Raw genomic sequence first — 23,519 nt, 5'->3', positions numbered from 1 at the left:
TGCGTCAGGCGTTCTTGCGCAGAAATCCCTGGTTGCCGCCGTTGCGGTTGGGCGCGAAGCCGTTGGCCGCCAATGTCTCTTCGGCGGTGTCGTAGAACACGCCAATCTTGCTGATGGCGCGCGCCTGTTGCGCCGTGGCGATGGGGCGGCCGAACTCGCGCGCGATGCGCACCAGTTGCTCGATCTGGGAGACCGTGCTGGCCTTGGCGCTGCGCGACTGGTTCCACAGGCAGTCCTCGGTGCCGCAGCGCACGTGCAGGCCCATGGCGATGCCCATCATGTTCACGGGCAGCACGTTGCGCACATTGCTTTCCACGGTGAGCACGGCGCCGTCGGGCACGGCACGCACGAAGTTGGCCAGGCTGTAGATGCTGGGCGCGTCCATGCCGCCGCCAATCGCCACCCAGTTCATCACCAGCGGGCCCTTGTAGATGCCGCGGCGCATGAGCCGCTCCACGGACTCGAAGCTGTTGATGTTGTAGCACTGGAAGGCGCTCTGGATGCCGGCGGCGGACAGGCGCCGGATGTGCTCCTCGGCCCAGCCGGGCTGGGCGGGCACGGTCATCTCCTTGTAGGCGTCGAAGATGGCGGGATTCTCGCGCGAGGTGCCCCTGAAGTCCGCGTCCTCGGCCTGCTCCGTCACGTTCATCTGCGAGGTATTGACGGTCACCGTGACCTGGTCGGGCACGGGCTGCAGCTCGGCCAGCATGTGGCGCGTGTCATCGGACAGCCACTTGGCGGCCGCGCCGTCCGTCTCGGGAGCAAAGCTGATCGATCCGCCCACCTGGATGATCATCTCGGGCACGCGCGCACGCACGCCGGCGATCAGCTCGTTGAACTTCGACAAACGCTTGCTGCCTTTGCCATCCAGCTCGCGCACATGCAGGTGCAGCACGGTGGCGCCGGCGTTGTAGCAGTCCACGGCCTTCTGGATCTGCTCGTCCATGGTCACGGGAATGTCTTCGGGGAAATCGCCGGGCAGCCAGCCCGGCGCATAGGGGGCTGCCGTGATGATCAGGGGCTGCTGGTTTTCGGGGAACAGGTGGCCATCGAGAAAATTCATGGGACGCTCCGGTGGGTGGGGGTGAGGGGTAGGTGTGGGAAGAGTCTGTGCAGGGCCTCAGCGCGGGATGTCGCCGACGATGCCCGCGCGCTCCATGCGGCGGGGCGCCGGGTAGTAGTCGTTGAGCGCGTAGTGCTGGGTGCTGCGGTTGTCCCAGACGGCCACGTCGCCGGGCTTCCAGGACCAGCGCACCTGGTATTCGGGAATCGTGGCGCGGCTGATCAGGTAGTTCATCAGCAGCGCGGCGCCGGGCGCCTTGTCTATGCCGTGGCGCACGTTCTCGGGCGTGCTGTAGTTGACGAAGTGGGTGCTGAAGCCCGCGCCCACGAACAGCAGCTTCTCGCCGGTCTCGGGGTGGGTGCGCACCACGGGATGCTCCACGGGCGGGTGCTCGCTGGCCAGCCGCGCGCGCGCCTCGGGCGCCATCACGGCACCGAAGGTGTGCTCTATGCCGGCCTTGGCGCGCAGGCCGTCGATGCTGCGCTTGATGCTCTCGGGCAGCTCCTCGTAGGCCTTGACCATGTTGACCCAGATGGTGTCGCCGCCGATCGGCGGGCACTCTATGCAGCGCAGCACCGCGCCCATGGCCGGGTTGGGGCGCCACAGGCCATCGCAGTGCCAGGTGTTTTCGTAGCTGTGCGGATCGTCGCTGCGGTAGATGCGCACCAGGCCAGGGTGCTCGGGATCGCTGCCTGCCACGGGATGGTCCTCCAGTGGGCCGAAGCGGCTGGCAAAGGCCACATGTTCGGCGCGCGTGATGTCCTGGTCCCGGAAGAACAGCACGCGATGGGTCAGCAGCGCGGCGCGGATGTCCGCGAACAGTGCGGCGTCGCGTGCGGCATCGCCGAGATGGACGCCGGAGATTTCGGCGCCGATGGCGGGGGTGATCTGTCGGATCTGCATGGTCGGTGTTTCCCGGGAAGTCAGTTCGCGGTGATCTGGTATTTCTTCACGATGCCGGCGTTGCGCTCGGACATCTGGCGTGTCTCGCGCTGCAGCGCGGCGGTGTAGGTGAGCACCTCGGGCTCCAGCCCCACGTCGGAGAGTTTTTGCTGCACGGCCGGCGCGCTGGCCGCTTTCCCGATGGCGGCGCGCAGGCGTTCCATGGTTTCGGGCGGCAGGCGGGCCGGCGCGATCAGGCCCACCCAGCCGCGAAACTGCAGCTCGGGGTAGCCGAGTTCGGCGGTGGTCGGCACCTGGGGCAGGTGGCGCGAACGCCGGGGGCCGGAGAAAGCATAGGCACGCAGCTTGCCGGCCCTGATCAGGGGCACCGAGGTCAGCATGCCGTCGAACATGACGTCCACCTGGCCGCCCAGCAGGGCCTGCACGGCCGGCGGCGAGCCCGCGTAGCCCACGTGCTGCAGGTCCAGGCCCGCCTTGTCGCTGAGGATCAGGCCGGCGTAGTGCGACACGGTGCCGGGGCTGTAGCTGGCAAAGCTGGTCTGGCCTTTGCGTGCCTTGAGCTGCGTGAGCAGCTCCTGCATGTCCTGGGCGGGCTGGCTGGCCCCGGCCACCAGCACCACGCCCGAGCGGGCCAGCGAGGCCAGGGGCACCAGGTCCTTGAGCGGATCGAACGGCATCTTGATCACATGGGGGATCTCGGCCAGCAGATTGCTTGCGCCCACCAGCAGCGTCTGCCCATCGGCGGGCGCCTGCAGCAGGGTCTGCATGCCCAGCAGGCCGCCTGCGCCCGGGCGGTTGTCTATCACCACCGCCTGGCCTGTTTCAGACGCGAGCTGCTGGCCCACGACGCGCGCCACGATGTCCATGGTGCCGCCCGGCGGTGCGGGCACGATGAGCCTGAGCGGCTGGCGGCTCCAGGCCGTGCCGCCGATGGCGATGGCGATGGCGATGGCGCAGCCCGCGAGCAGCGTGGCGATGGCGTGGGGCAGTCTCATATCCGTGTCTCCTTGTTCCGTGTTCTGGCATCCAGTATCGAAAGCCCGCTTTCCCGGGACTTGCCATTGGGGGACAGGCATTTGCCTTGTTGGGACAAATCCATGGCAACCCTGACCTGGGCAACCCGCGCATGTCGTGAATTGCAAAGCCGTTGGCATGAACTGCCAAGAAGCGGCGCGATGGCTTTCCTAGAGTCGATTCGTGGCGCAGGACCGCGCCAGCCCCCACGATGAACAGGAGACCCCCATGCCCCGACTTCACCCCCATCCCTGCGGCCTGCACGCGCTGGGCCTGCTGTGTCTGGCAGGCGCGGCCGCCGCCCAGTCGCCCACCTCGGTCACGCTGTTCGGCGTGATGGACGCCGGCATCAGCCGCTACAGCGTGCGCAGCGAATCCTGGGACACGGGCCCCGCGCGCTCGGCGCGGCAAAGCACCTGGGCGCTGTCGCCCTCGGGCAACCTGGCCAGCCGCATCGGCATACGCGCCAGCGAAGACCTGGGCGGCGGCCTCATGGCCGGCCTGTGGCTGGAGGCGCCGGTGGCCAATGACACGGGCGGCGGCGCGCTCAACTTCGGGCGGCGCGCCACCATCAGCCTGTCCGGCCGCCTGGGCGAGCTGCGCATGGGGCGCGATCACACGCCTTCGTTTCTGAACGACTGGGCCTTCGACCCCTTCACCGTCAACGGCGTGGGCACCAACCTGATCGCCGTGGTCAACAGCAACCTGGCCATCGCCCGCGCGCTGGCCACGGGCGGCCTGCTGGGCGGCGGGCTGTCGGCGGGCACGGACACCTATCTGCGCGCAGGCAATTCCATCGGCTATTTCCTGCCGCCGGGCCTGGGCGGCGTCTACGGGCAGGCGATGTATGCCTTTCCCGAGAACAGCTCGAAGCGGGGGCGCTACGCGGGTGCCCGCATCGGCTGGGCCATGGGGGCGGCCGATGTGGCGCTGGGCTATGGCGAGAACACCCTGGGCACCTCGGGCGCCGGCGCGGAAAAGATCCGCTCGCTGAACCTGGGCGGCTCCTATGACTTCGGCACTGTCAAGCTGTTTGGCGAATGGTCCGGCGTGCGCAACGAGCGGCGCGACGCCGGCACGCTGGCCGCCATCAACGACCGCTACCTGGGCGTGCTGGCCGGCGTGAACATCCCCGTGGGCCAGGGGGCGCTGCGCGCCTCCTATGCGCGCGTGCAGTTCAGGAATGGCCAGGGCCTGGCCGACGGCGATTCCTCGGTGAACAAGCTCGCCCTGGGCTATGTGCACCCGCTGTCCAAACGCACGGCGCTGTACGCCACGGTTTCGCGCATCAGCGTGGGCAACGGGCGCAACAACCCGGGCGTGATGGGCGTGACGCCGCTGGTGGTCAGCAACCCGGCCATCCTGCCCCAGCCCGGCTACCTGACCACGGGCGGCATGCAGCCGGCCGGCGCGCTCGGGCTGGACCTGGGCCTGCGGCTGATGTTCTGAACGGCCGGGCCCATAGTCCTGAACGGCCGTGCCAATAGCCGTGGCGCGCGGGTGCCCATCTTCGCCTGCGCTAATCTGCGCGGCATGAATGGATCTTCTGCATGGACCCTGGGTTGGCGCACCCTGTGGCGCGACCTGCGCGCGGGCGAGTTGCGCCTGTTGATCGTCGCCGTGATGCTGGCCGTGGCCGCGCTCAGCTCGGTGGGCTTTTTTGCCGACCGGCTGCAGGCGGGGCTGCAGCGCGATGCGCGCCAGCTGCTGGGCGGCGACGTGGTCGTGGTGGGCGACAACCCCACGGCGCCGGCCTTTGCCGAGCGCGCACGCGCCGAAGGGCTGCAGGCCCTGGAGACATCCAGCTTCCCGACCATGGCGCGCGCCAGCGACGCGCAAGGCGGCATGAGCCGCCTGGTGGCGCTCAAGAGCGTGCCCGAAGGTTATCCGCTGCGCGGCAGCCTGCGCGTGGCCGATGCCCCCGGCGCGGCCGACCGGGCCACGCGCGAGATACCGGCGCGGGGCGAGGCCTGGGTCGATGCGCCGCTGCTGGAGTCGCTGGGCATAGGCGTGGGGGACATGCTGCTGCTGGGCGACGCCCAACTGCGCGTGGCGCGCATCATCTCCATCGAGCCCGACCGGGGCGCGGGCTTCATGAACTTTGCGCCGCGCGTGATGATCACCTCCGCCGACCTTGCCGCCACAGGCCTGGTGCAGCCGGCCAGCCGCATCACCTACCGCCTGGCCGTGGCCGGCGCGGGTGATGGCTCCGAGCCGGCCGTGCAGCGCTACCGCGTCTGGGCCGAGCAGCAGGCCAAGGCGCCCGGCGTGCATGGCGTGCGCGTGGAGTCGCTGGACAGCGGCCGCCCCGAGATGCGCCAGACGCTGGACCGCGCCGAGAAGTTCCTGAGCCTGGTCGCCCTGCTGGCGGCCCTGCTGTCGGCCGTGGCCGTGGCCCTGGCTGCGCGCGGCTTTGCCAACAGCCACCTCGACGCCTCGGCCATGCTGCGCGTGCTCGGCCAGAGCCAGCGGCGCATTGCAGGGGCCTATACGGTGGAGTTCGTGCTGGTCGGCCTGGCCTCCAGCGCCGCTGGCGTGCTGCTGGGCTGGGCCATTCACCATGTCTTCGTGCTGCTGCTGGCCGGTCTGGTGGAAACCGCCTTGCCCGCACCGGGCCTGTGGCCTGCGGCCTTCGGCGTGGGCATGGGGCTGACCCTGCTGCTGGCCTTTGGCCTGCCGCCCGTGCTGCAGCTGGCGCGCGTGCCGCCGCTGCGCGTCATGCGCCGCGACCTGGGCGCGCTCAAGCCTGCCTCGGTGGTGGTGCTGGCCGTGGGCGTGGCCGGTTTTGCGGCCTTGCTGCTGGCGGCCAGCCGCGACATCAAGCTGGGCCTGATCGCCGTGGGCGGCTTTGCCGTGGCCGTGCTGCTGTTCGCGGCCCTGGGCTGGCTGGCCGTGCAGGTGCTGCGCCGCCTGGTGCACGAGAGCACGGCGCCGCGCTGGCTGGTTCTGGCCACGCGCCAGATCGCCGCGCGCCCCGCCTATGCCGTGGTGCAGATCAGCAGCCTGGCCGTGGGGCTGCTGGCGCTCATGCTGCTGGTGCTGCTGCGCACCGACCTCATCGGCAGCTGGCGCCAGGCTACGCCGGCCAATGCGCCCAACCGCTTCGTCATCAACGTGCAGCCCGAGCAGGCCGAAGGTTTCCGCGCGGCGCTGGACAAGGCTGGCGTCACCTCCTATGACTGGTTCCCCATGATCCGGGGGCGTCTGGTCACCGTCAACGGCAAGTCGGTCAGCCCCGACGACTTCAGCGAAGACCGTGCCAAGCGCCTGGTGGACCGGGAGTTCAATCTCTCCACCACGGCGCAGGCGCCCGCACACAACCTGATCACGGCGGGCACCTGGACGCCTGGCGCCAAGGGCGAGATCAGCGTGGAGGACGGCATTGCCGAGACCCTGGGCCTCAAGCTCGGCGACACGGTGGGCTTCGACGTGGGCGGCGTGCCCAGCGAGGCGCGCATCACCAGCCTGCGCAAGGTGGACTGGGGATCGATGCGTGCCAACTTCTTCGTCATCTATCCCGTGGACCACCTGGACGACGTGGCCGTCAGCTACCTGGCCGCCTACCGCGCGCCGGACGTGGCGGGCTTCGACAACGCCCTGGTGCGCGAGTTTCCCAACATCACCAACGTGGACCTGAGCACCACGCTGGCCCAGGTGCAGCGCGTGCTGGACCAGGTGATACGCGCGGTGGAATTCCTCTTCGGCTTCACCCTGGCCGCCGGCCTGGTCGTGCTCTTCGCCGCCGTCACCGCCTCGCGCGAGGAGCGCGCCCGCGAGTACGCCATCATGCGCGCCGTCGGTGCCCAGGCCCGGCTGCTGGCGCAGGTGCAGCGCGCCGAGCTGGCCGGCGTGGGCCTGCTGGCGGGTTTCCTGGCCAGTTGTGCGGCGGGGGCCGTGGGCTGGGCCCTGGCGCGCTGGGTGTTCGAGTTCAACTGGACCGTGCCCTGGTGGGCTCCGCTGGCGGGGGCCGTTGCCGGGGCCTTGCTGGCCTGGATGGCGGGGTGGTGGGCGTTGCGGGAGGTGTTGAGGAGGCCTGTGATGGATACGTTGAGGCAGGTGGCTGAGTAGTCTTTGTGTTCTGTTTTTTGCCCCTGCCGAGCGGTTTCTTTTCGAGGCCGGGTCTCGGCCCGGCGGCCGACCTACTTTCTTATCGCGCGATAAGAAAGTAGGCAAAGAAGCGCGCCCCAAACTGCCCACGACCCCTTCGCTTCGCTACGGGGCGACCTGCGTTGGGCGGGATGCGGGGTGCGCCGTGAAACTCGTTACGCGCTGCGCGCTTCACTCAAACATCACGGCGAGTCAGATGACGAAGCAGCCCTGTCCTTCGGCAGGGCTGCCACCCCGCATCCCGCCCAACGCAGGCGTGGGCAGAAGGGGGGAGGCTGGGGAACAGCCAACAGCCAACAGCCAACAGCCAACAGCCAACAGCCAACAGCCAACAGCCAACAGCCAACAGCCAACGGCCAACGGCCAACGGCCGACAGCCGGCGCCGTCGCTCCGCTCGGCTTCAAACCGGGGCCGAGCGAAGCGAAGGCCCGAGCCAACTCCCCGTATGTCAGCGCCTGCGGCGTGGTGGTTGCGGGGTTGCAGTCCTGCCGAAGGACAGGACTGCTTCGTGATCTGACTCGCCGTGATGTTTGAACGTAGCGCGCAGCGCGAAGAGAGTTTCACGGCGAACCCCGCAACTGCCACGACGCAGGTTGCCCGCAGCGAAGCGGAGGGTCGCGGACATTCGGGTTGTACGTGTCAAGGACATGGGTAACAACTCAGCTCACAGACATGGGTAACACTTCAAGCTCACATAGTCCTTCTGGGGTCCTCGCACATCCTCTTCGTTGAAGCAGCCCAGTCGCACCGGCCCCAGATACACATCCCACTGGCCAGCGGCCACCTCCTGCATCCCGATCCACTGCCCCGCCAGCAGGTAGCCTATGTAGACCCGCAGCGCTCGCCAGTAGATCAAGCCGTTGTGGCTGACCCGAACCCTTTCCCAATGCTTCGGGTACTGCAGCTCGGGTAGCTTTGAGGGGTATGGCCTGGTCGAGTCGCTGTAATGCTGGGCCGGCATGCTTTGCTGCAAGGCCTCATGCGGGCGCTGCTGGTTGTAGTGCTCCACAAAGGCATCGAGCTGCATCTGCAATGCCGCTTTGTCCGCCGCAGGCTCTTTGCCCAGGGCATGCTTGAGCGTGCGGTGCATCCGCTCGTGGCGACCGTTTTGCTGTGGCTTGCCCCTCTCGATGCGCTCCGGCCTGATGCCCAGCCTTATCCACCATATCGCCAGGCGTGACAGGCCCGCCACGCCAGTAGTCGCGAACGGCGGACCGTTGTCACTGCGTATGCGCTCGGGCAGTCCGTATTGCCGAAACACCTGTTCGAAGCTGCGTTTGGCATCCTCGTAGTTGGGGCTGTCGTAGACATGCACGGCCAGCAAATAACGGCTGGCGTGGTCCATGATGGTCAATGGATAGCACCAGTGACCATCGGCTGTCTTGAACTGGCCTTTGTAGTCTGCACTCCACACCCCATTGGGCTGCTTGCTCGTTCGCAAGGGCTGGGCCGTAGGCACCGAGCGTCTGCGTACACGCCTGCTGCAAACAAGCCCCTCAGCCTTCAGCACGTTGTAGATGGTGGTTTTGCTGGGTGTCTCCTGTGGGCCCCAGCGCTGCAGGAGCAAAGCGTGCAGCTTCTTGGGCCCCATCTGTGACCTTTGCTGCGTGCGCAGCTCAATGATGGCCCGGCGCTGTGCATAGCTGATCGCCTGATTGTTCCCGTGGGGCCTGCGACTGCGTTCTTGCAATCCATCCATGCCCAGTTGGCGGTAACGCTCAACCCACTTGTAGGCCGTCTTGCGGCTGATGCCGTAGCGCCTGCACAGCTCGCTCAGCGGCGCACCACCGCGCAGGTGGTCGGCTATGAAGAGCAGTTTCTCGTCCATGGGTGCGCACTCCTTCCAGGGCATGGTGATCGCTCCTTGGCTGCTGTTGGCTCCAGCTGCCAAGCTTGGATCTGTTACCCATGTCCTTGTACTGATGTGTCACCTATGAGCGTGAGTCGTACCGGTCGCCTTCTTTGATCTGACCTTTCTTGGCGAATCAAGAAAGGGCAGTCGGCCGCCGGGCCGAGACCCGGCCTCGAAAAACAACCACCCGGCAGGGGCAGAAACGAGCAACACCAGGGGCAGAAACGAGCAACACCAGGGGCAGAAACGAGCAACAGCAGGGGACGGCCCCGTTCAAGACTCCTTGAACAGCCTCTCCCCCACAAAATCCACAAACGCCCTCACCTTAGGCGACAACTGCCGGCTCGACGCCCACAGCGCCGAAAACTGCCCCGTGTGCGTCAGGTCCTCCGCCAGCACCCGCTGCAGTTCGCCACGCCCCAGTGCATCCCGCGCCAGGAAGTCCGGCATATAGGCCAGCCCCATGCCCGCCACGGCCGCGCCCAGCATGGCTTCCATGTTGTTGCAGATCAGGGCGGCGGGCAGGTGGGGCGGCATGCCGGGCAGCACCCATTCCTCCAGCTTGCCGCTGCTCAGGAAGCGGTAGCGCAGGCAGCTGTGCTGTGCCAGTTCGGCGGGGGATTGCGGTATGCCCCGTGCCGCCAAGTAGGCGGGCGAGCCGGCCAGGATGAAGCGGAACGGCCCCAGCCGGCGCGCGACCAGGCGCGAGTCGGCCAGTTCGCCGCTGCGGATGACCACGTCCAGGCCGGCCTCGACCACGTCCACCAGGTGGTCGTTGAAGTCCAGGTCCAGGTCAACCTCCGGGTACAGGGCCTGGAACTCGGGCAGCACAGGCAGCAGGAAGCGGTAGCCGATGGTGGGCAGGCTCACGCGCAGCCGTCCGCGCGGCGCCTCGGCGGCGGCCTGCATGGTGGCGCGCGCATCGTGCAGTTCATCCAGGATGCGGCGGCAGCGCTCATGGAACAGCGCGCCTTCCTGTGTGAGCCGCACCTGGCGCGTGGTGCGCTGGAACAGGCGCAGGCCCAGTTGCTTTTCCAGCCGCGCCACGTTCTTGCCGACGGCCGAGGCCGAGATGCCCAGGGCGCGCCCGGCCTCGGCAAAGCTCAGCAGGTCGGCTGCACGCACAAAGGATTCGAGTCCGCTGAAGCTGTCCATGTCGATTGCCAACCTGGGGTTGGGAGTGTGGGGAGTCTGGCGCCTATTTTCACGGCATTGCAGCGCTTTTATCGTTCATGCATGCCTGGCCATGTGCGGCCGGGAAATTGCGAAAGCCTTGCCAACCATGTCCTCCTGCCTGACTTCTTCCCGCGCACCGGGTGCGCTCCACGGTACAGCGCGACCGCATGCGTCCCCGGTCTGGGTGCTGTTGTCGGTCTGCCTTGCGGCGCTGGCGATGCCCCTGAGCTTTACCGGACCGGCCGTGGCCCTGTCTGCGCTGCGCGAGGCGCTGGGCGGCGGGCCGTTGGCGCTCAACTGGGTGACGAATGCCTTCATGCTGAGCTTTGGCGCCACGCTGATGGCGGCTGGCGCGCTGGCCGATCTGCACGGGCGGCGGCGCGTTTTCCTGACCGGGCTGGGCGTGGTGCTGGCCAGTGCGCTGGCCCAGGCCTGCCTGGGCGGGCAGGGGGCCATTGTCGTGTTCAACCTGCTGCGTGCGCTGCAGGGCCTGGGCGCGGCGGCCGCGCTGGCGGGCGGCACGGCGGCGCTGGCCCAGGTGTTCGACGGGACGGCGCGCATGCGTGCCTTCAGTGGCGTGGGCACGTCGTTCGGCGTGGGCCTGGCCTTCGGTCCGTTGCTGTCGGGCTGGTTGCTGGGCGTGGCGGGCTGGCGCGGCGTGGTGCTTTGCGTGGCCGCCGTGGCGCTGGCCGCGCTGGTGCTGGGACTGCGCTGCATGCCTGAGTCGCGCAATCCGCAGGCGCAGCGGCTGGACCGGGCCGGTGCGCTGCTGTTCACCGCAGCCCTGGCGCTGCTGACCTGGGGCGTGCTGCAGGGGCCGGAGGCGGGCTGGTCCAGCGGGGCGGCGCTGCTGCCGCTGGCCGGTGCCGCGCTGGCGCTGGCGGCCTTTGTGGGCGTGGAGCGGCGCGTGCAGCAGCGCACGGGGCAGCCCATGCTGGACCTGTCGCTGTTTCGCTATCCGCGTTTCGTGGGCGTGCAGTTGCTGGCGGGTGCGCCGGCCTATGCCTTCGTGGTGCTGCTGGTGCTGCTGCCGGTGCGCTTCATCGGCGTGGAGGGCATGGGGCCGCTGCAGGCGGGGCAGCTGATGTTTGTGCTGTCCCTGCCCATGCTGTTCGTGCCGTTGCTGGCGGGCTGGCTCACGCGCTGGGTTTCGGCCGCGCTGCTGTGCCTGGCGGGGTTGCTGGTGTGCGCGGCGGGCCTGCTGTGGCTGGGCGGGTGCGCGCCGGGCACGGCCTTTGCGCAGATGGCGCCTCCGCTGCTGCTGATCGGCCTGGGCATCGGGCTGCCCTGGGGTTTGATGGATGGCCTGGCCGTGAGCGTGGTGCCCAGCGAGCGCGCCGGCATGGCCACAGGCATTTTCAGCACGGTGCGCGTGGCGGGCGAGGGCATGGCGCTGGCGCTGGTGGGCGCGGGCCTGGCGGCACTGCTGTCATGGCGGCTGTCGGCACTGGCTGCCCCACTGGCGCCGCAGGCGCTGGCGGCCACCGGCCCGGCCGCGCAGTTGCTGGTGACGGGTGATCTCGCCGGCGCGCTGTCGCTGCTGCCCGGCCTGCCTGCATCGGCCGTGCTGGCCGCGTATGGCCAGGCCTTTTCCACCTTGCTCGATGTGCTGGCCGGCATCACCGTGCTGACGGCGCTGGGCGTGTATGCCTTCTTGCGGGCCGGCACGCACGCAAGCACGGACATGGCACATGCCTGACAATCGCGGGTTTCACTCAGCCGCCAGCCGCTTCCAGTCATGTCCGAGGAATCCCAGAACAACGCGCCCCAGACCCCCTATGAATGGATCGGCGGCGAGCCCAGGGTGCAGGCCCTGGTGGACCGTTTCTACGATCTGATGGACCTGGAGCCCGGCTATGCCGAACTGCGTGCCGCCCATGGCAGCACGCTGGCCGACGCGCGCCAGAAGCTGTTCTGGTTCCTGTGCGGCTGGCTGGGCGGCCCTGACCATTACCAGGAACGCTTCGGCCATCCGCGCCTGCGCATGCGCCACATGCCGTTTTCCATCGGCATCCTGGAACGCGACCAGTGGGTGGCCTGCATGGACCAGGCCATGGGCGAGACCGGCGTGCCCGAGGAGTTGCGCGTGCGCCTCAAGGCCAGCTTCATGAACACGGCCGACTGGATGCGGAACCGGTAGCAGGTGGCTGCCCCCGGCGCTGCTGAAAAAAAGGGCCGGCCCCTGCGGGAGGCCGGCCCAAGCAGCAATCGGAGCCGGTGTCAGAGCTTCTCGTCGCGCATGTAGTACCAGTGGTACAGGAACCGCTGCCCCAACCGGCGAAACGGCGCAAACGCGGGCGAACGCACCATGTTGAAGACGTTCGGATACTCCAGCTCCGAGTTGTAGATGGGCAGCTCGAAGGTCTTGCTCTGGCGGCCTGCGATGCGCTCGGCCATGCGACGGCCCGCGTGGGCCGAGAAGGAGACGCCGTTGCCGCCATAGCCCACGGCGTAGAAGATGCTCTGGCCCGGGTCGGGCTGGAAGACGCGCGGCATCATGTCGTGGCTCACATCGACCCAGCCCCACCAGGAGTAGTCGATGGTGATGCCCTTGAGCGCCGGGAACTTGCGGTGCAGGCCGTCCACCAGTTTGGCCATGTGGATGGGGTTGGGCGCATCGGCACCCGTGACGGCGCTGCGGCTGCCGATCTGCACGCGGTTGTCGGGCAGGCGGCGGTAGTAAAAGCGCAGCGTGCGCGTGTCGGTGATGACCTGGGTGGTCTTGAAGCCGGTGGCCTCCAGCTCCTGCTCGGTCAGCGGCCGCGTGACCAGCGAGTTCGAGAGGATGGGCATGATCTTGGAGCGCAGGCTGCCATGCAGGGCGTTGCTGGTGTAGCCGCCCGTGGCAAAGCCCACGGCGCGCGCCCGCACGGTGCCGCCGGGCGTGCGCAGGTGGTGCACGCCGTTGCGCGTCTCGACGCCCAGCACCGGGCTGGCCGGGTGCACCTTGACGCCCAGCTCCCGCGCCTTGCGCAGGTAGCCGAAGGCCAGCTTGAGCGGGTGCACGCCGATGCCGTCGGGCTCGTGCATGGCGCCATGGCTGTCGGCATCGTTCACATAGTCGCGGCGCAGCTCCTCGGGGCTGAGCATGCGGGCGTCGTAGCCGAAGACCTCGCGCATGATCTGGGTCTCGTTGCGCAGGAAATCGAGCTTCTTTTCGCGGTGGGCGATGTAGAGGTGGCCGCCGGGCTGGGGCTCGCACTCGGGGAATTCGGCCACCAGGTCCTTGAAGGTCTGGAAGCCCTCGCGGATCTCGGCGTCGAGCTTGAGCGCCACGTCCTTGCCCCAGCGTGCGATCCACTGCGAGCGGTACAGGCGCCCGCTGGCGTTCTGCCCCTGGCCGCCATTGCGGCTGGTGCAGCCCCAGGCGGTCTGGTTGGCGTCCAGCACCACGGCGCGGATGCCGTGCTCGCGCGCCAGGAACAGGGCCGTGGCCAGGCCCGTGAAGCCCGAGCCGACGATGGCCACGTCCACGTCCATGTCGCCGGTGACCGGGCCGTCATCGTCTGGCGGGCGTCCCGCCGTGCCGACCCAGTAAGTGGGCGCATAGCCCGTGCCGTGGCCCGGGTTGGCAGCCACCAGCGGGTCGTACTGAGGGTCGTAGGGACGCAGGTGGCTGGGGCGGATGTCCTCGGCTTTCATGGCGGATGTCTCCTGGTGCGGCGGCTTGGGATCTGCCGCTTTTTGCTATGGATTCGGTGGAATGGGGCCAGTGCCGGCGAGCCCTGCAAGGCGGTGCACCGACGATGGAATCAGCATAGCCAGCAGGCCATGGAGCCAGTTAGCGCCACAGCCCAGCTTTCGATAGAGCCAGCGGCGGCCGGTGCGCGCGCCTGGACCTAACGATTGATGGCATCTGGTTCTAACGGGTCCGTGTGCCTGCTACCTACCATGGCCCATCGACATTTCGATGACGCGGCGCGGCGGCCCTGCCCGGGCCCGGCGCCGTGGGACCCACCACAGACAAGGAGACAGCATGAGCGCAGACACCAACCCTCCCGACGCACAGTTCCTGGCCCGCTTCGCCGAGGCCTGGAACCGCCACGACATCGAGGCCCTGATGGACTTCATGGCCGATGAATGCGAGTTCCACGCCGTGGCCGGCCCCGACCTCATGGGCCGCAGCTTCATCGGCCGCCAGGCCGTGCGCGAGGGCTTCCAGATGGCCTGGCAGGCCTTTCCCGATGCGGCCTGGCTCGATGGAGACCACTTCGTGCAGGGCGACCGTGGCGTGTCCGAGAGCACCTTCAAGGGCACCAAGGCCGACGGCCTGCGCGTGGAAGCGCGCATGGTGGATGTCTTCACCTTCAAGGACGGAAAGATCGCCGTGAAGAACGCCTTCCGCAAGGACCGCCCGCCGGTGGCGGCCGCCTGACGGCGCGGGGCCTTGCGGCCCCGTGCCACCGGGAACACCGGATACGCCACGGCAAGGCGCGCACCTGCGCAGCCACCACAACAGAGCATCAGCCGTGGCGCCTGAATAAAACAGGAGACAAGACATGATCGGAAATCAGCACGCCTCTTCACCGGGGCTTTCGCACGGGCTCAAGGAACGCCACATGACCATGATCGCCCTCGGTGGCGTCATCGGTGCCGGGCTGTTCGTGGGCAGCGGCGTCGTCATCAAGTCGGCCGGGCCGGCCGCGATTCTTTCCTTCCTCATCACGGGCCTGCTCGTGGTCCTGGTCATGCGCATGCTGGGCGAGCTGGCCTGCTCCATGCCCGGGGGAGGCTCGTTCTACGAGTTTGCGCGCGAGGCCTGGCGTGACCGCCCCGGCGTGGGCCGGCTGGCAGGCTTTCTGACGGGCTGGATGTACTGGTACTTCTGGGTCATCGTCGTGGCGCTGGAGGCCGTGGCCGGAGCCGACCTGGTGCGCTACTGGCTGCCCGATGTGCCCAACTGGAGCATCAGCCTGGTGCTGCTGGTGATGCTGACGCTGACCAACCTGGTGTCGGTCAAGTCCTTTGGCGAGTTCGAGTTCTGGTTCGCCTCCATCAAGGTGGCGGCCATCGTGGTCTTCCTGTTCGTGGCCGGCGTCTACGTGCTGGGCCTGACGCCCGCCTCGCAGGGCATGCACTTCGGCAACCTCACCGGCAACGGCGGCTTCATGCCCAACGGCATCGTGCCCGTGCTGACCGGGGCGGTGGCGGCCACGGGCTTTTACTTCGGCGCCGAGATCGTGACCATTGCCGCCGCCGAGACGGCCGAGCCGCAGAAGGCCGTGGCCAAGGCGACCAACTCGGTGATCACGCGCGTGCTGGTGTTCTATGTGGGCTCCATCTTCCTGGTGGCCTGCCTGGTGCCCTGGAATGCGGGCGGCATTGCCACGCCGTATGTCAGCGCGCTCAACACCATGGGCGTGCCGGCCGCCGCGCAGATCATGAATGCCATCGTGCTGACGGCCGTGCTGTCGGCGCTGAACTCGGGGCTGTATGCGTCATCTCGCATGCTGTTCGCGCTGACGCGGCGCGGCGACGCGCCCCAGGCGCTGGCCAAGGTCAGCCGCAATGGCGTGCCCACGCGGGCCATCCTGGTGGCCACGCTGTTCGGCTACGGCGCCGTGGTGATGTCCTATGTGTCGCCCGACAAGGTGTTTGCCTTCCTGGTCAACTCCTACGGCACGGTGGCGATCTTCGTCTACATCCTGATCGCCATCTCGCAGCTGCGCCTGCGCGCCCGGCTGGAGCGCGAGGCGCCCCACCAGCTCAAGGTGCGCATGTGGTGCTATCCGTACCTGACCTGGTTCGCCATCTTCGGCATGCTGTCCATCGTCATCGCCATGGCCTTCATCCCCGAGCAGCGCACGCCGCTGGCGCTGGGCGTGGCCAGCCTGTGCATTTTGCTGCTGGCCTACGCCGTGCGGCAGTTCCTGCAGCGCGGCGTGGCGCCCGTGGTGACATCGCTGTCCGAGGCTGCGCGGCCCGAGCCGCAGAAGTATTGACCCAGGGGCGACGGGACCGGCAGGGCCGGTCCCGGCCATTCCTGGCGTTACTTCTCGGGCTGCTCCTCACGGATCGCATCGGCCAGGGCCTTCACGCCCTGGCCGATGTCGTTGGCGGGTATGGATTGGTAGCCCATGCGCATGTAGCTGCCGGGCGTGCCCGGGCGGGCGAAGAACACATCGCCGGGCTCGATGAGCACGCCGTGCGCTGCGGCGCGCTGCGCCAGGGCTTCGACAGGAATGTGGTCGGGCAGTTGCACCCAGCACGAGCCGCCGCCGCGCACGGGCGTGATGCGGCAGCCGGGCGCATGCTCGGCCATGGCGGCCGTCAGCGCCGCGTGCCGCTCCTTCTGCGCCTGGGCCAGGCGCCGCTGCTGGGCCTCGTAGTGGCCCAGGGAGATGAACATGGCCAGCGTGCGCTGCACGAAGGTGGCGGGGTGGCGGATCATGAGCCGGCGCAGTGCGCGCAGCTCGCGGATCAGCTCGGGCGCCGCCACGATGTAGCCCACGCGCAGGCCCGGCGCCAGGCTCTTGGACAGGCTGCCCACGTAGATCACGCGGTTGCTGCGGTCCAGGCTCTTGAGTGCCGGGATGGGCTGGCCGTCGAAGCTGCTCTCGCTCTCGTAGTCGTCCTCGATGAGGATGATGTCGTGCGCCTCGGCCATCTCCAGCAGCGCCTCGCGCCGGGCCAGCGGCATGGTCACGCCCGTGGGGCACTGGTGGCTGGGCGTCACGTAGAGGTAGTCCAGCTGGCGCAGCAGCGGCGTGACCGGCAGGCCCTGGCCGTCCACCGGCAGCGGGATGACCTGGGAGGTGCGGCTGCTGAAGATGTTGCGCGCGTCGGGGTAGCCGGGCTCCTCGATGCCCACGGCCGTGCCCTCGCGCATCAGCAGGTCGGCCACCATGTAGAGGGCGTGCTGCGCACCCACGGTGATGATCAGCTCGTCGGCCGAGGCCCAGACGCCGCGCCTGGGCAGGATCTTGGTCTGCACCTGCTGGATCAGCATCTCGTCGTCGCGCGCGATCTGGTCGGGCGCCCACTGGCGTATGTCCAGCACGCCCAGGGCCTTGAGGCAGCATTCGCGCCAGGCGGCCGTGGGAAACAGCTCCTTGTCGAACTGGCCGTACAGGAAGGGATAAGGGTAGCGCTGCCAGTCCTCTTCCTTGACGATGCTGCGCTGCTGGCTGGGCAGCAGCCACAGGCGCCGCGACCAGTCGGTGCGGCGGCCTTCGCCAGGGGGGCTGCTGGCCGCAGCGCCGCCCGGCGTGCGCCCCTTGAGTACGTCGGGATGGATGAAGTGGCCCTTGCGCTGGCGGCTCAGCAAAAAGGCTTCCTCGGCCAGCTGCTGGTAGGCCAGCACCACGGTGATGCGTGCCACGCCCAGGTGGCGCGCCAGCTCGCGGCTGGAGGGAATGGATTCGCCGGGTGCGAGGATGCCCGAGAGGATGGCATCGACCAGCATCTCGCGGATCTGGCCCTGCAGGCTCAGGGAGGGGCGGGCGCTGCGGCGAAACAGCTGCCCCCACATGGCGCCCTCGGGCGGTTGCGGCTGCGTGGCCGCGCGCTTGTCTGTCATGTCTTGTCGTTTCCGCCGCTGCGGCGGGCCGCTCGCTGTGTTTGTCTCCCGCGCAGGTGCAGGGCAGGGCCTGCATCCGCGACCGGCCAATATAGGCCAGCGCGGTGCGCCACGGGGCCCGGAGTTTGCGATGGTTGCAATTTTTGCGGAGAGGCCAGAAATTGATATACAATCGTTGTCTTGGCGGCTGTAGCTCAGCTGGATAGAGTACTTGGCTACGAACCAAGGGGTCGTGGGTTCGATTCCTGCCAGCCGCACCAAAACGACAAGCCTCAGAACTGCAAAGTTCTGAGGCTTTTTCGTTTCAGGCGCCCGCACAGGCCCGCACAGAGGCCGTGGCCATGGTTCAGGCGCTGGTCAACGGTTATTTTTCGATATTTTCATGGTTTTCCGTAGGCGTTCAAAAAGCACGCTATAATTCGAAGCTTGGCGGCTGTAGCTCAGCTGGATAGAGTACTTGGCTACGAACCAAGGGGTCGTGGGTTCGATTCCTGCCAGCCGCACCAAAACGACAAGCCTCAGAACTGCAAAGTTCTGAGGCTTTTTCGTTTGTGCCCAGTTGGTGTCGAGGTTTGTTCGGCGTCTTCGCCTGCTGCGGTGATCTGTGTGAAGATCGGCTCCCTATGAGCAAGGCTTTCACCAAGGAATCCGACGGCGACGACGATGATGAAGTCGGCCTGCCGCCCTTGCCGCCGGGCGGCAAGAACTACATCACGCCCCAGGGCTTCGCGCGGCTCAAGGGCGAGCTGCTGGACCTGATCGACAACGAGCGCCCGCGCATCGTGGAGATCGTGCACTGGGCGGCCAGCAATGGAGACCGCTCCGAGAACGGCGACTATCTGTACGGCAAGAAGCGCCTGCGCGAGATCGACCGGCGCATCCGCTTCCTGACCAAGCGGCTGGAGATCGCCGAGGTGGTCGATCCCTCCGTGCATGCCGGCAGCGAGCAGATCTACTTCGGCGCCACCGTCACCTACGTCGATGACGAAGGCGAGGAGCGCACCATCACCATCATGGGCATCGACGAGGCCGACAGCGCACGCCAGCAGGTCAGCTGGATCGCACCCGTCTCGCGCGCCCTGCTCAAGGCCCGTGTGGGCGACGAGGTGGCCCTGCCCACCCCCGCAGGTGTGCGCACGCTGGAAGTGCTGGACGTCACCTACCCGGAGCCGGGCAGCGCCGCCGGGTGAGCGTTCAGGGCTGCAGTTTCTGCAGCAGCTCCAGCGTGGGATAGCCGTCGGCCACCAGGCCCTGGCTTTGCTGGAACTGGCGCAGGCCCGCGCGCGTGGCCGGGCCCATCACGCCATCGGCCGTGCCGGCTGAAAATCCCCGTTCGTTGAGCGCGGCCTGCAAGGCGCGCAACTGCTCGCGCGACAGCGGTGCCAGATCGCGTGGCCAGGCCGCCTGCACGCCCGGGCCGCCGGCCAGTTGCTGCGACAGCAGGCCCACGCCCAATGCGTAATTCACGGAGTTGTTGTAGCGCAGGATGGTGCGGAAGTTGGCGCCCACCATGAAGGCCGGGCCACGCGCGCCGGCCGGTGCGATCACGCTGGCATCGGCCATGGCGGGCAGGGCGGAGCCGTCCACGGCCTGCACGCCCTCGGCCGCCCATTGCGCGCTGTCCTGGCGCACGCTGGTCTCGGCGCGTGCATGGTCAAAGCCTGCCGGCAGGCGCACTTCCACGCCCCAGGGCTCGCCCGTCTTCCAGCCCGAATGGGCCAGGTAGTTCGCCGTGGAGGCCGTCACATCGGGCAGGCTGCCCCAGATGTCGCGGCGGCCATCGCCATCGGCATCCACCGCATAGGCCAGGAACACGGAGGGCAGGAATTGCGTGTGGCCCATGGCCCCCGCCCAGGAGCCGATCATGTGGGCCGCATCGATATCGCCGTTGTCGATGATGCGCAGGGCTGCAAGCAGCTCCTTTTGCGCCCAGGCGGCGCGCCGGCCGTCAAAGGCCAGCGTGGCCAGCGCATCGACCGTGGGGAAGTTGCCGAAGTTGCCGCCGAAATTGCTTTCCATGCCCCAGATGGCGGCGATCACCTCGGCCGGCACGCCATAGCGCTGGCTGGCCGACTGCAGCGGTGCAGCCGCTTCGCGCAGCTTGGCGCGGCCCTGGGCAATGCGCTGGGCGGATACGGCGCTGTCCAGGTACTGCCAGGGCGTGCGCGTGAATTCGGGCTGCGAGCGGTCCAGCTGCACCGCGCGCCGCTGCAGCCGGGCCGGCTCCAGCGCGCTGCTCACGGTCTTGGCGGAGATGCCGGCCTCCAGCGCCTTGCGCGCAAAGTCCCGCTTCCAGGCCTCGAAGCTGGCGGCCTCGGCCTGCTGGGACGCCTCTTGCGCGCCGCTTGCCTCGGCAGCAGGCGCTGCGGCCGGGCCGGCCTGTGCCGCCGCGGCAGGGGCGGCCGCAGCCGTGGAGTTTGCCGCAGCGGAAGCTGGCGCTGGCACCGGCGTGGGCGCAGGTCGGGAGGCGCAGCCGGCCAGCAGAGCGGCAGTCAGGGCGGTGGCCAGTCCGGCGCGGGTCAGCATGTGGGGGCCGTTGGCGTTGCTGGGGACGGGGGCGGTGGCATGTGCGTGGGGCATGCAGCCATTGTCTCCGCTGCGCCCTGGCGCTGAATGCAACACGGTGTTTCCGCGCCAAGCCATCCATGGATCGCTATGCTGTGCTCCCATGACTGCTGCACCATCGCCCTCCCTGTCCCCGCCTGTGCAGGATGCCGCGCAGGCGCTGCGTGCCCTGCTGCGCCCTGGCCAGCGCTGGCTGGTGCTGACGGGCGCAGGTTGCAGCACAGGCTCGGGCATTCCGGACTACCGCGATGCGGCGGGGCAGTGGAAGCGGCCCCAGCCCGTGACGCTGCAGGCCTTCATGGGCAGCCATGCCACGCGCCAGCGCTATTGGGCGCGCAGCCTGCTGGGCTGGCCCGTGATGGCGCAGGCCCGGCCCGGCCCGGCCCATGAGGCGCTGGCGCTGCTGCAGCAGCGCGGATGGATGGCCGGCCTGGTCACCCAGAACGTGGATGGCCTGCATACGGCGGCAGGCAGCGAGGGTGTCATCGACCTGCACGGCCGCATTGCCGCCGTGCGCTGCATGGGTTGTGGCGCCGGCATGGAGCGCGCCGCGCTGCAGGCCATGCTGCTGGAGCGCAACCCCGGCTGGGCCGGCCTGAGCGCCCAGGCCGCGCCCGACGGCGATGCCGACCTGGAGGGGCGCGACTTCAGCCGCTTCGACGTGCCGGCCTGCCCGCACTGCGGCGGCGTGCTCAAGCCCGATGTGGTGTTCTACGGGGAAGGCGTGCCCAGCCAGCGGGTGCAGGCCGTGCGCGCCATGCTGCAGCAGGCCGGCGGGCTGCTGGTCGCCGGTTCTTCGCTGATGGTGTATTCAGGCCTGCGCTTCGCGCATGAGGCCGTGGCCCAGGGCAAGCCGGTGGCCGCCATCAACCAGGGCCGCATGCGCTCCGAGGATTTGCTGGCCCTCAAGATCGAGCAGGACTGCGGCCCGTTTCTGCAGCAGCTGGCCCAGGACCTGGCGCAATGAAAAAGCCCCGCAGGAGCGGGGCAGTGTTCATCAGGGGATGACGCGCGATGCGCGCACCACCGAATGCACGCGGCGCAGGTTGCGCAGCGCGGACTCCACCTGCTGGTTGTCGTGCACCGAGATCACGAAGCACAGGTCCGTGGTGCTCATGGCGGCCTCGTCGGCCATGTCCACGCGCAGGATGTCCACCTCGGCGCCGGCCAGCTCGGCTGCCACGCGGGCGAGCACGCCCTTGCCGTTGTTGACGGTGACGACGATGCGGGCCTCGAAAAGGCGCGCGGCATCGATGTCATCTGCCCATTCCACGACAATGAAGCGGTCGCTGTCCTTTTCCTGCAGGCGCTGTGCGATCTTGCACTGCGCGTGGTGCACGATCAGGCCTTCGCCGCTGCCCAGATAGCCCACGATGGCGTCGCCCGGCACGGGCCGGCAGCACTGCGCGTAGTGGATGGAGCCCTGGTTGGAGCCGTCCAGCAGCACGGCGCCCTGGAAGGGCCGGTTGCTGGCATTGAAGCGTTCGCGCGTGAGCAGCAGGGCGTCGGGCCGGTGGCCGTGGCGCGCCATCAGCGCCGTCAGGCGCGAGGCCACCAGCGATGCAATGCGCCGGCCCATGCCGATGTCCACCATCAGGTCGGCGCGGCTGCGGCTGCCTGCCATGCGCAGCACTTCGTCCCACAGCGCCTGGTTGGCTTCATCGGCCGGCGGCACGGCGTCCATGCCTTCGGCGCGCATGGCCTGGGCCAGCAGGTTCTCGCCCAGGCGTGCCGATTCGCTTTGCGCGGCCGACTTCAGGTAATGGCGGATCTTGGAGCGCGCGCGGCCGGTCTTGACGAAGCCCAGCCAGGCCGGGTTGGGCGTGGCGTCTTCGGAGGTGACGATCTGCACCACGTCGCCGCTCTTGAGTTCGGTGCGCAGCGGCACTTCCTCGTTGTTGATGCGCGCGGCGGTCATGTGGTTGCCGACCTTGCTGTGGATCGCATAGGCGAAGTCCACCACGGTGGCACCGCGCGGCATGGCCATGATCTCGCTCTTGGGCGTGAACACGTAGACGGCGTCGGGGAACAGGTCCACCTTGACGTGGTCCCAGAACTCGGCGGCATCGCGCGTCTCGTTCTGGATGTCCAGCAGCGATTGGAGCCACTGCGTGCCCAGCTGCTCGGAATCGTGGCCGGGCTGGGCCTTGTAGAGCCAATGGGCGGCCACGCCGGCCTCGGCGACGATGTGCATTTCCTCGGTGCGGATCTGGAACTCGATGTTCACGCCCGAGGGGCCCACCAGCGTGGTGTGCAGCGACTGGTAGCCATTGTTCTTGGCAATGGCGATGTAGTCCTTGAAGCGGCCCGGCATGGGCTTGTACATCTGGTGCAGCACGCCCAGCGCCGTGTAGCAATCGATCACGCGCGGCAAGATGATGCGAAAGCCGTAGATGTCCGTCACCTTGGCAAAGCTCAGCTGGTTCTTCTCCATGCGCAGATAGAGCGAATACAGCGTGCTTTCACGGCCGGCAAGGCGGGCCTGCAGCCCCGCGCCGGCAAACTCGGCATTGACCTCGTCCTGCACGCGCTGGACCAGGTCGCGGCGTCGCTTGCGCGAGCGGGCGATGGCTTTTTCCAGCGTGGCGTAGCGCCAGGGATGCAGATGGCGGAAGGCCAGGTCCTGCAGCTCGCGGTAGGTCTGGTTCAGCCCCAGGCGGTGGGCGATGGGTGCGTAGATCTCCAGCGTTTCCGACGAGATGCGGCCCCACTTGCTGCGCGGCATGTCGCCCATGGTGCGCATGTTGTGGGTGCGGTCGGCCAGCTTGATCAGGATTACGCGCACATCGCGCGCCATGGCCAGCAGCATCTTGCGGAAGGATTCCGCCTGGTTCTCTTCGCGCGTGTTGAACTGCAGCTTGTCCAGCTTCGTGAGGCCGTCGACCAGCTCGGCCACGTCCTGGCCGAAGCGCTGGGCGAGATCGGCCTTGGTGACGCCGCAGTCTTCCATCGCATCGTGCAGCAGCGCGGCCATCAGGGCCGGGGCGTCGAGCTTCCAGCTCGCGCACAGCGCCGTGACCGCGATGGGATGGGTGATATAGGGTTCGCCGCTGCTGCGCCACTGGTCGCTGTGGGCCTGGTCGGCGAAGGCATAGGCTTCGCGCACCTGCTCGATGCTGGTGGCATCCAGGTATCCCAGGTGCTCCATCAGTCCGGCAAAGGCATTGGCCGACACGGCGGTTGCCTGCTCTGCAGACATGCGCTCGGGCCGGGGTGGCGGTACGGGATCAGAGGGGGCTGTGAACGAAGTCAAGGCCGCTTTCATGACTTAAATGTAGCGTGCATGCTGGTTTGTGCAGGCTTCATGTAAAAAAAGCAC

17 protein-coding genes and 2 tRNA genes are annotated in these 23,519 nt (G+C 68.2%); 10 read left to right on the top strand and 9 right to left on the bottom strand.

Going from position 1 to position 23,519, the window contains the following annotated elements:
• Positions 1-4: 4 nt before the first annotated feature.
• From G4D77_RS08955 to G4D77_RS08945, 3 genes are read right to left on the bottom strand one after another with little or no spacing between them, the layout of a single operon-like run.
• Positions 5-1,063: a beta-keto acid cleavage family enzyme gene (locus G4D77_RS08955; protein ID WP_154835238.1), complete on the bottom strand. Its 1,059-nt coding sequence runs from the start codon at positions 1,061-1,063 to the stop codon at positions 5-7.
• Positions 1,064-1,120: 57 nt separating this feature from the next.
• A complete protein-coding gene (locus G4D77_RS08950; RefSeq protein WP_099734467.1) occupies positions 1,121-1,966 on the bottom strand; it encodes a TauD/TfdA dioxygenase family protein in 846 nt (281 codons plus the stop codon).
• Between the two features lie 20 nt (positions 1,967-1,986).
• On the bottom strand, positions 1,987-2,961 hold the full coding sequence (locus G4D77_RS08945; protein ID WP_154835237.1) for a tripartite tricarboxylate transporter substrate binding protein: 975 nt from the start codon (positions 2,959-2,961) through the stop codon (positions 1,987-1,989).
• 247 nt (positions 2,962-3,208) lie between these two features.
• Here G4D77_RS08945 and G4D77_RS08940 point away from each other — a divergent pair, with 247 nt between their 5' ends.
• On the top strand, positions 3,209-4,429 hold the full coding sequence (locus G4D77_RS08940; protein ID WP_154835235.1) for a porin: 1,221 nt from the start codon (positions 3,209-3,211) through the stop codon (positions 4,427-4,429).
• 84 nt (positions 4,430-4,513) lie between these two features.
• Positions 4,514-7,048: an ABC transporter permease gene (locus tag G4D77_RS08935; protein ID WP_154835233.1), complete on the top strand. Its 2,535-nt coding sequence runs from the start codon at positions 4,514-4,516 to the stop codon at positions 7,046-7,048.
• A gap of 704 nt (positions 7,049-7,752) precedes the next feature.
• Here G4D77_RS08935 and G4D77_RS08930 read toward each other — a convergent pair.
• Positions 7,753-8,940, bottom strand: coding sequence for an IS481 family transposase (locus tag G4D77_RS08930; RefSeq protein ID WP_012202818.1), 1,188 nt, complete (start codon positions 8,938-8,940; stop codon positions 7,753-7,755).
• 273 nt (positions 8,941-9,213) lie between these two features.
• On the bottom strand, positions 9,214-10,095 hold the full coding sequence (locus tag G4D77_RS08925; protein ID WP_154835229.1) for a LysR family transcriptional regulator: 882 nt from the start codon (positions 10,093-10,095) through the stop codon (positions 9,214-9,216).
• Between the two features lie 238 nt (positions 10,096-10,333).
• Here G4D77_RS08925 and G4D77_RS08920 point away from each other — a divergent pair, with 238 nt between their 5' ends.
• Positions 10,334-11,815: an MFS transporter gene (locus tag G4D77_RS08920; RefSeq protein ID WP_250134267.1), complete on the top strand. Its 1,482-nt coding sequence runs from the start codon at positions 10,334-10,336 to the stop codon at positions 11,813-11,815.
• Positions 11,816-11,854: 39 nt separating this feature from the next.
• Positions 11,855-12,256 carry a group II truncated hemoglobin gene (locus tag G4D77_RS08915; protein ID WP_016450756.1) on the top strand — a complete coding sequence of 134 codons (402 nt, stop codon included), beginning with the start codon at positions 11,855-11,857 and terminating at the stop codon, positions 12,254-12,256.
• A gap of 80 nt (positions 12,257-12,336) precedes the next feature.
• On the opposite strand, the gene G4D77_RS08910 is transcribed toward G4D77_RS08915, so the two are convergent.
• Positions 12,337-13,758 carry an NAD(P)/FAD-dependent oxidoreductase gene (locus G4D77_RS08910; RefSeq protein WP_016454802.1) on the bottom strand — a complete coding sequence of 474 codons (1,422 nt, stop codon included), beginning with the start codon at positions 13,756-13,758 and terminating at the stop codon, positions 12,337-12,339.
• Positions 13,759-14,092: 334 nt separating this feature from the next.
• Between G4D77_RS08910 and G4D77_RS08905 the strand changes: the two genes are divergently transcribed.
• Together G4D77_RS08905 and G4D77_RS08900 are read left to right on the top strand one after the other, a co-directional pair.
• The gene (locus G4D77_RS08905; protein ID WP_016450755.1) at positions 14,093-14,491 is read left to right on the top strand and encodes a nuclear transport factor 2 family protein; all 399 of its coding nucleotides are present in this window, start codon (positions 14,093-14,095) and stop codon (positions 14,489-14,491) included.
• 124 nt (positions 14,492-14,615) lie between these two features.
• A complete protein-coding gene (locus G4D77_RS08900) occupies positions 14,616-16,058 on the top strand; it encodes an amino acid permease (RefSeq protein WP_016450754.1) in 1,443 nt (480 codons plus the stop codon).
• A gap of 47 nt (positions 16,059-16,105) precedes the next feature.
• On the opposite strand, the gene pdxR is transcribed toward G4D77_RS08900, so the two are convergent.
• Positions 16,106-17,635, bottom strand: a complete 1,530-nt coding sequence (pdxR, locus tag G4D77_RS08895; RefSeq protein WP_154835227.1) for a MocR-like pyridoxine biosynthesis transcription factor PdxR — start codon at positions 17,633-17,635, stop codon at positions 16,106-16,108.
• 183 nt (positions 17,636-17,818) lie between these two features.
• On the opposite strand from pdxR, the gene G4D77_RS08890 reads away from it, so the two are divergent.
• From G4D77_RS08890 to greB, 3 genes are all read left to right on the top strand, one after another.
• A tRNA-Arg gene (locus tag G4D77_RS08890) sits at positions 17,819-17,895 on the top strand.
• A 169-nt stretch (positions 17,896-18,064) separates the two neighbouring features.
• A tRNA-Arg gene (locus G4D77_RS08885) sits at positions 18,065-18,141 on the top strand.
• 117 nt (positions 18,142-18,258) lie between these two features.
• Positions 18,259-18,825 (top strand): transcription elongation factor GreB, encoded by a 567-nt coding sequence (greB, locus tag G4D77_RS08880; protein WP_016450306.1) that lies wholly within the window; start codon positions 18,259-18,261, stop codon positions 18,823-18,825.
• A 4-nt stretch (positions 18,826-18,829) separates the two neighbouring features.
• Here greB and G4D77_RS08875 read toward each other — a convergent pair whose 3' ends face one another.
• The gene (locus G4D77_RS08875) at positions 18,830-20,215 is read right to left on the bottom strand and encodes a lytic murein transglycosylase (protein WP_154835225.1); all 1,386 of its coding nucleotides are present in this window, start codon (positions 20,213-20,215) and stop codon (positions 18,830-18,832) included.
• An 88-nt stretch (positions 20,216-20,303) separates the two neighbouring features.
• Here G4D77_RS08875 and G4D77_RS08870 point away from each other — a divergent pair, with 88 nt between their 5' ends.
• Complete coding sequence (locus tag G4D77_RS08870) at positions 20,304-21,167, top strand: NAD-dependent protein deacetylase (RefSeq protein ID WP_154835223.1); 864 nt, start codon at positions 20,304-20,306, stop codon at positions 21,165-21,167.
• A 30-nt stretch (positions 21,168-21,197) separates the two neighbouring features.
• Here the strand turns inward: G4D77_RS08870 and G4D77_RS08865 are convergent, their stop codons facing one another.
• Positions 21,198-23,465 (bottom strand): RelA/SpoT family protein, encoded by a 2,268-nt coding sequence (locus tag G4D77_RS08865; RefSeq protein WP_016450309.1) that lies wholly within the window; start codon positions 23,463-23,465, stop codon positions 21,198-21,200.
• Positions 23,466-23,519: the final 54 nt, after the last annotated feature.

The organism is Delftia sp. WY8, assembly GCF_018437695.1.
GTDB lineage: Bacteria > Pseudomonadota > Gammaproteobacteria > Burkholderiales > Burkholderiaceae_C > Comamonas > Comamonas tsuruhatensis.
This window is presented reverse-complemented; position numbering and strand designations above follow the sequence as displayed.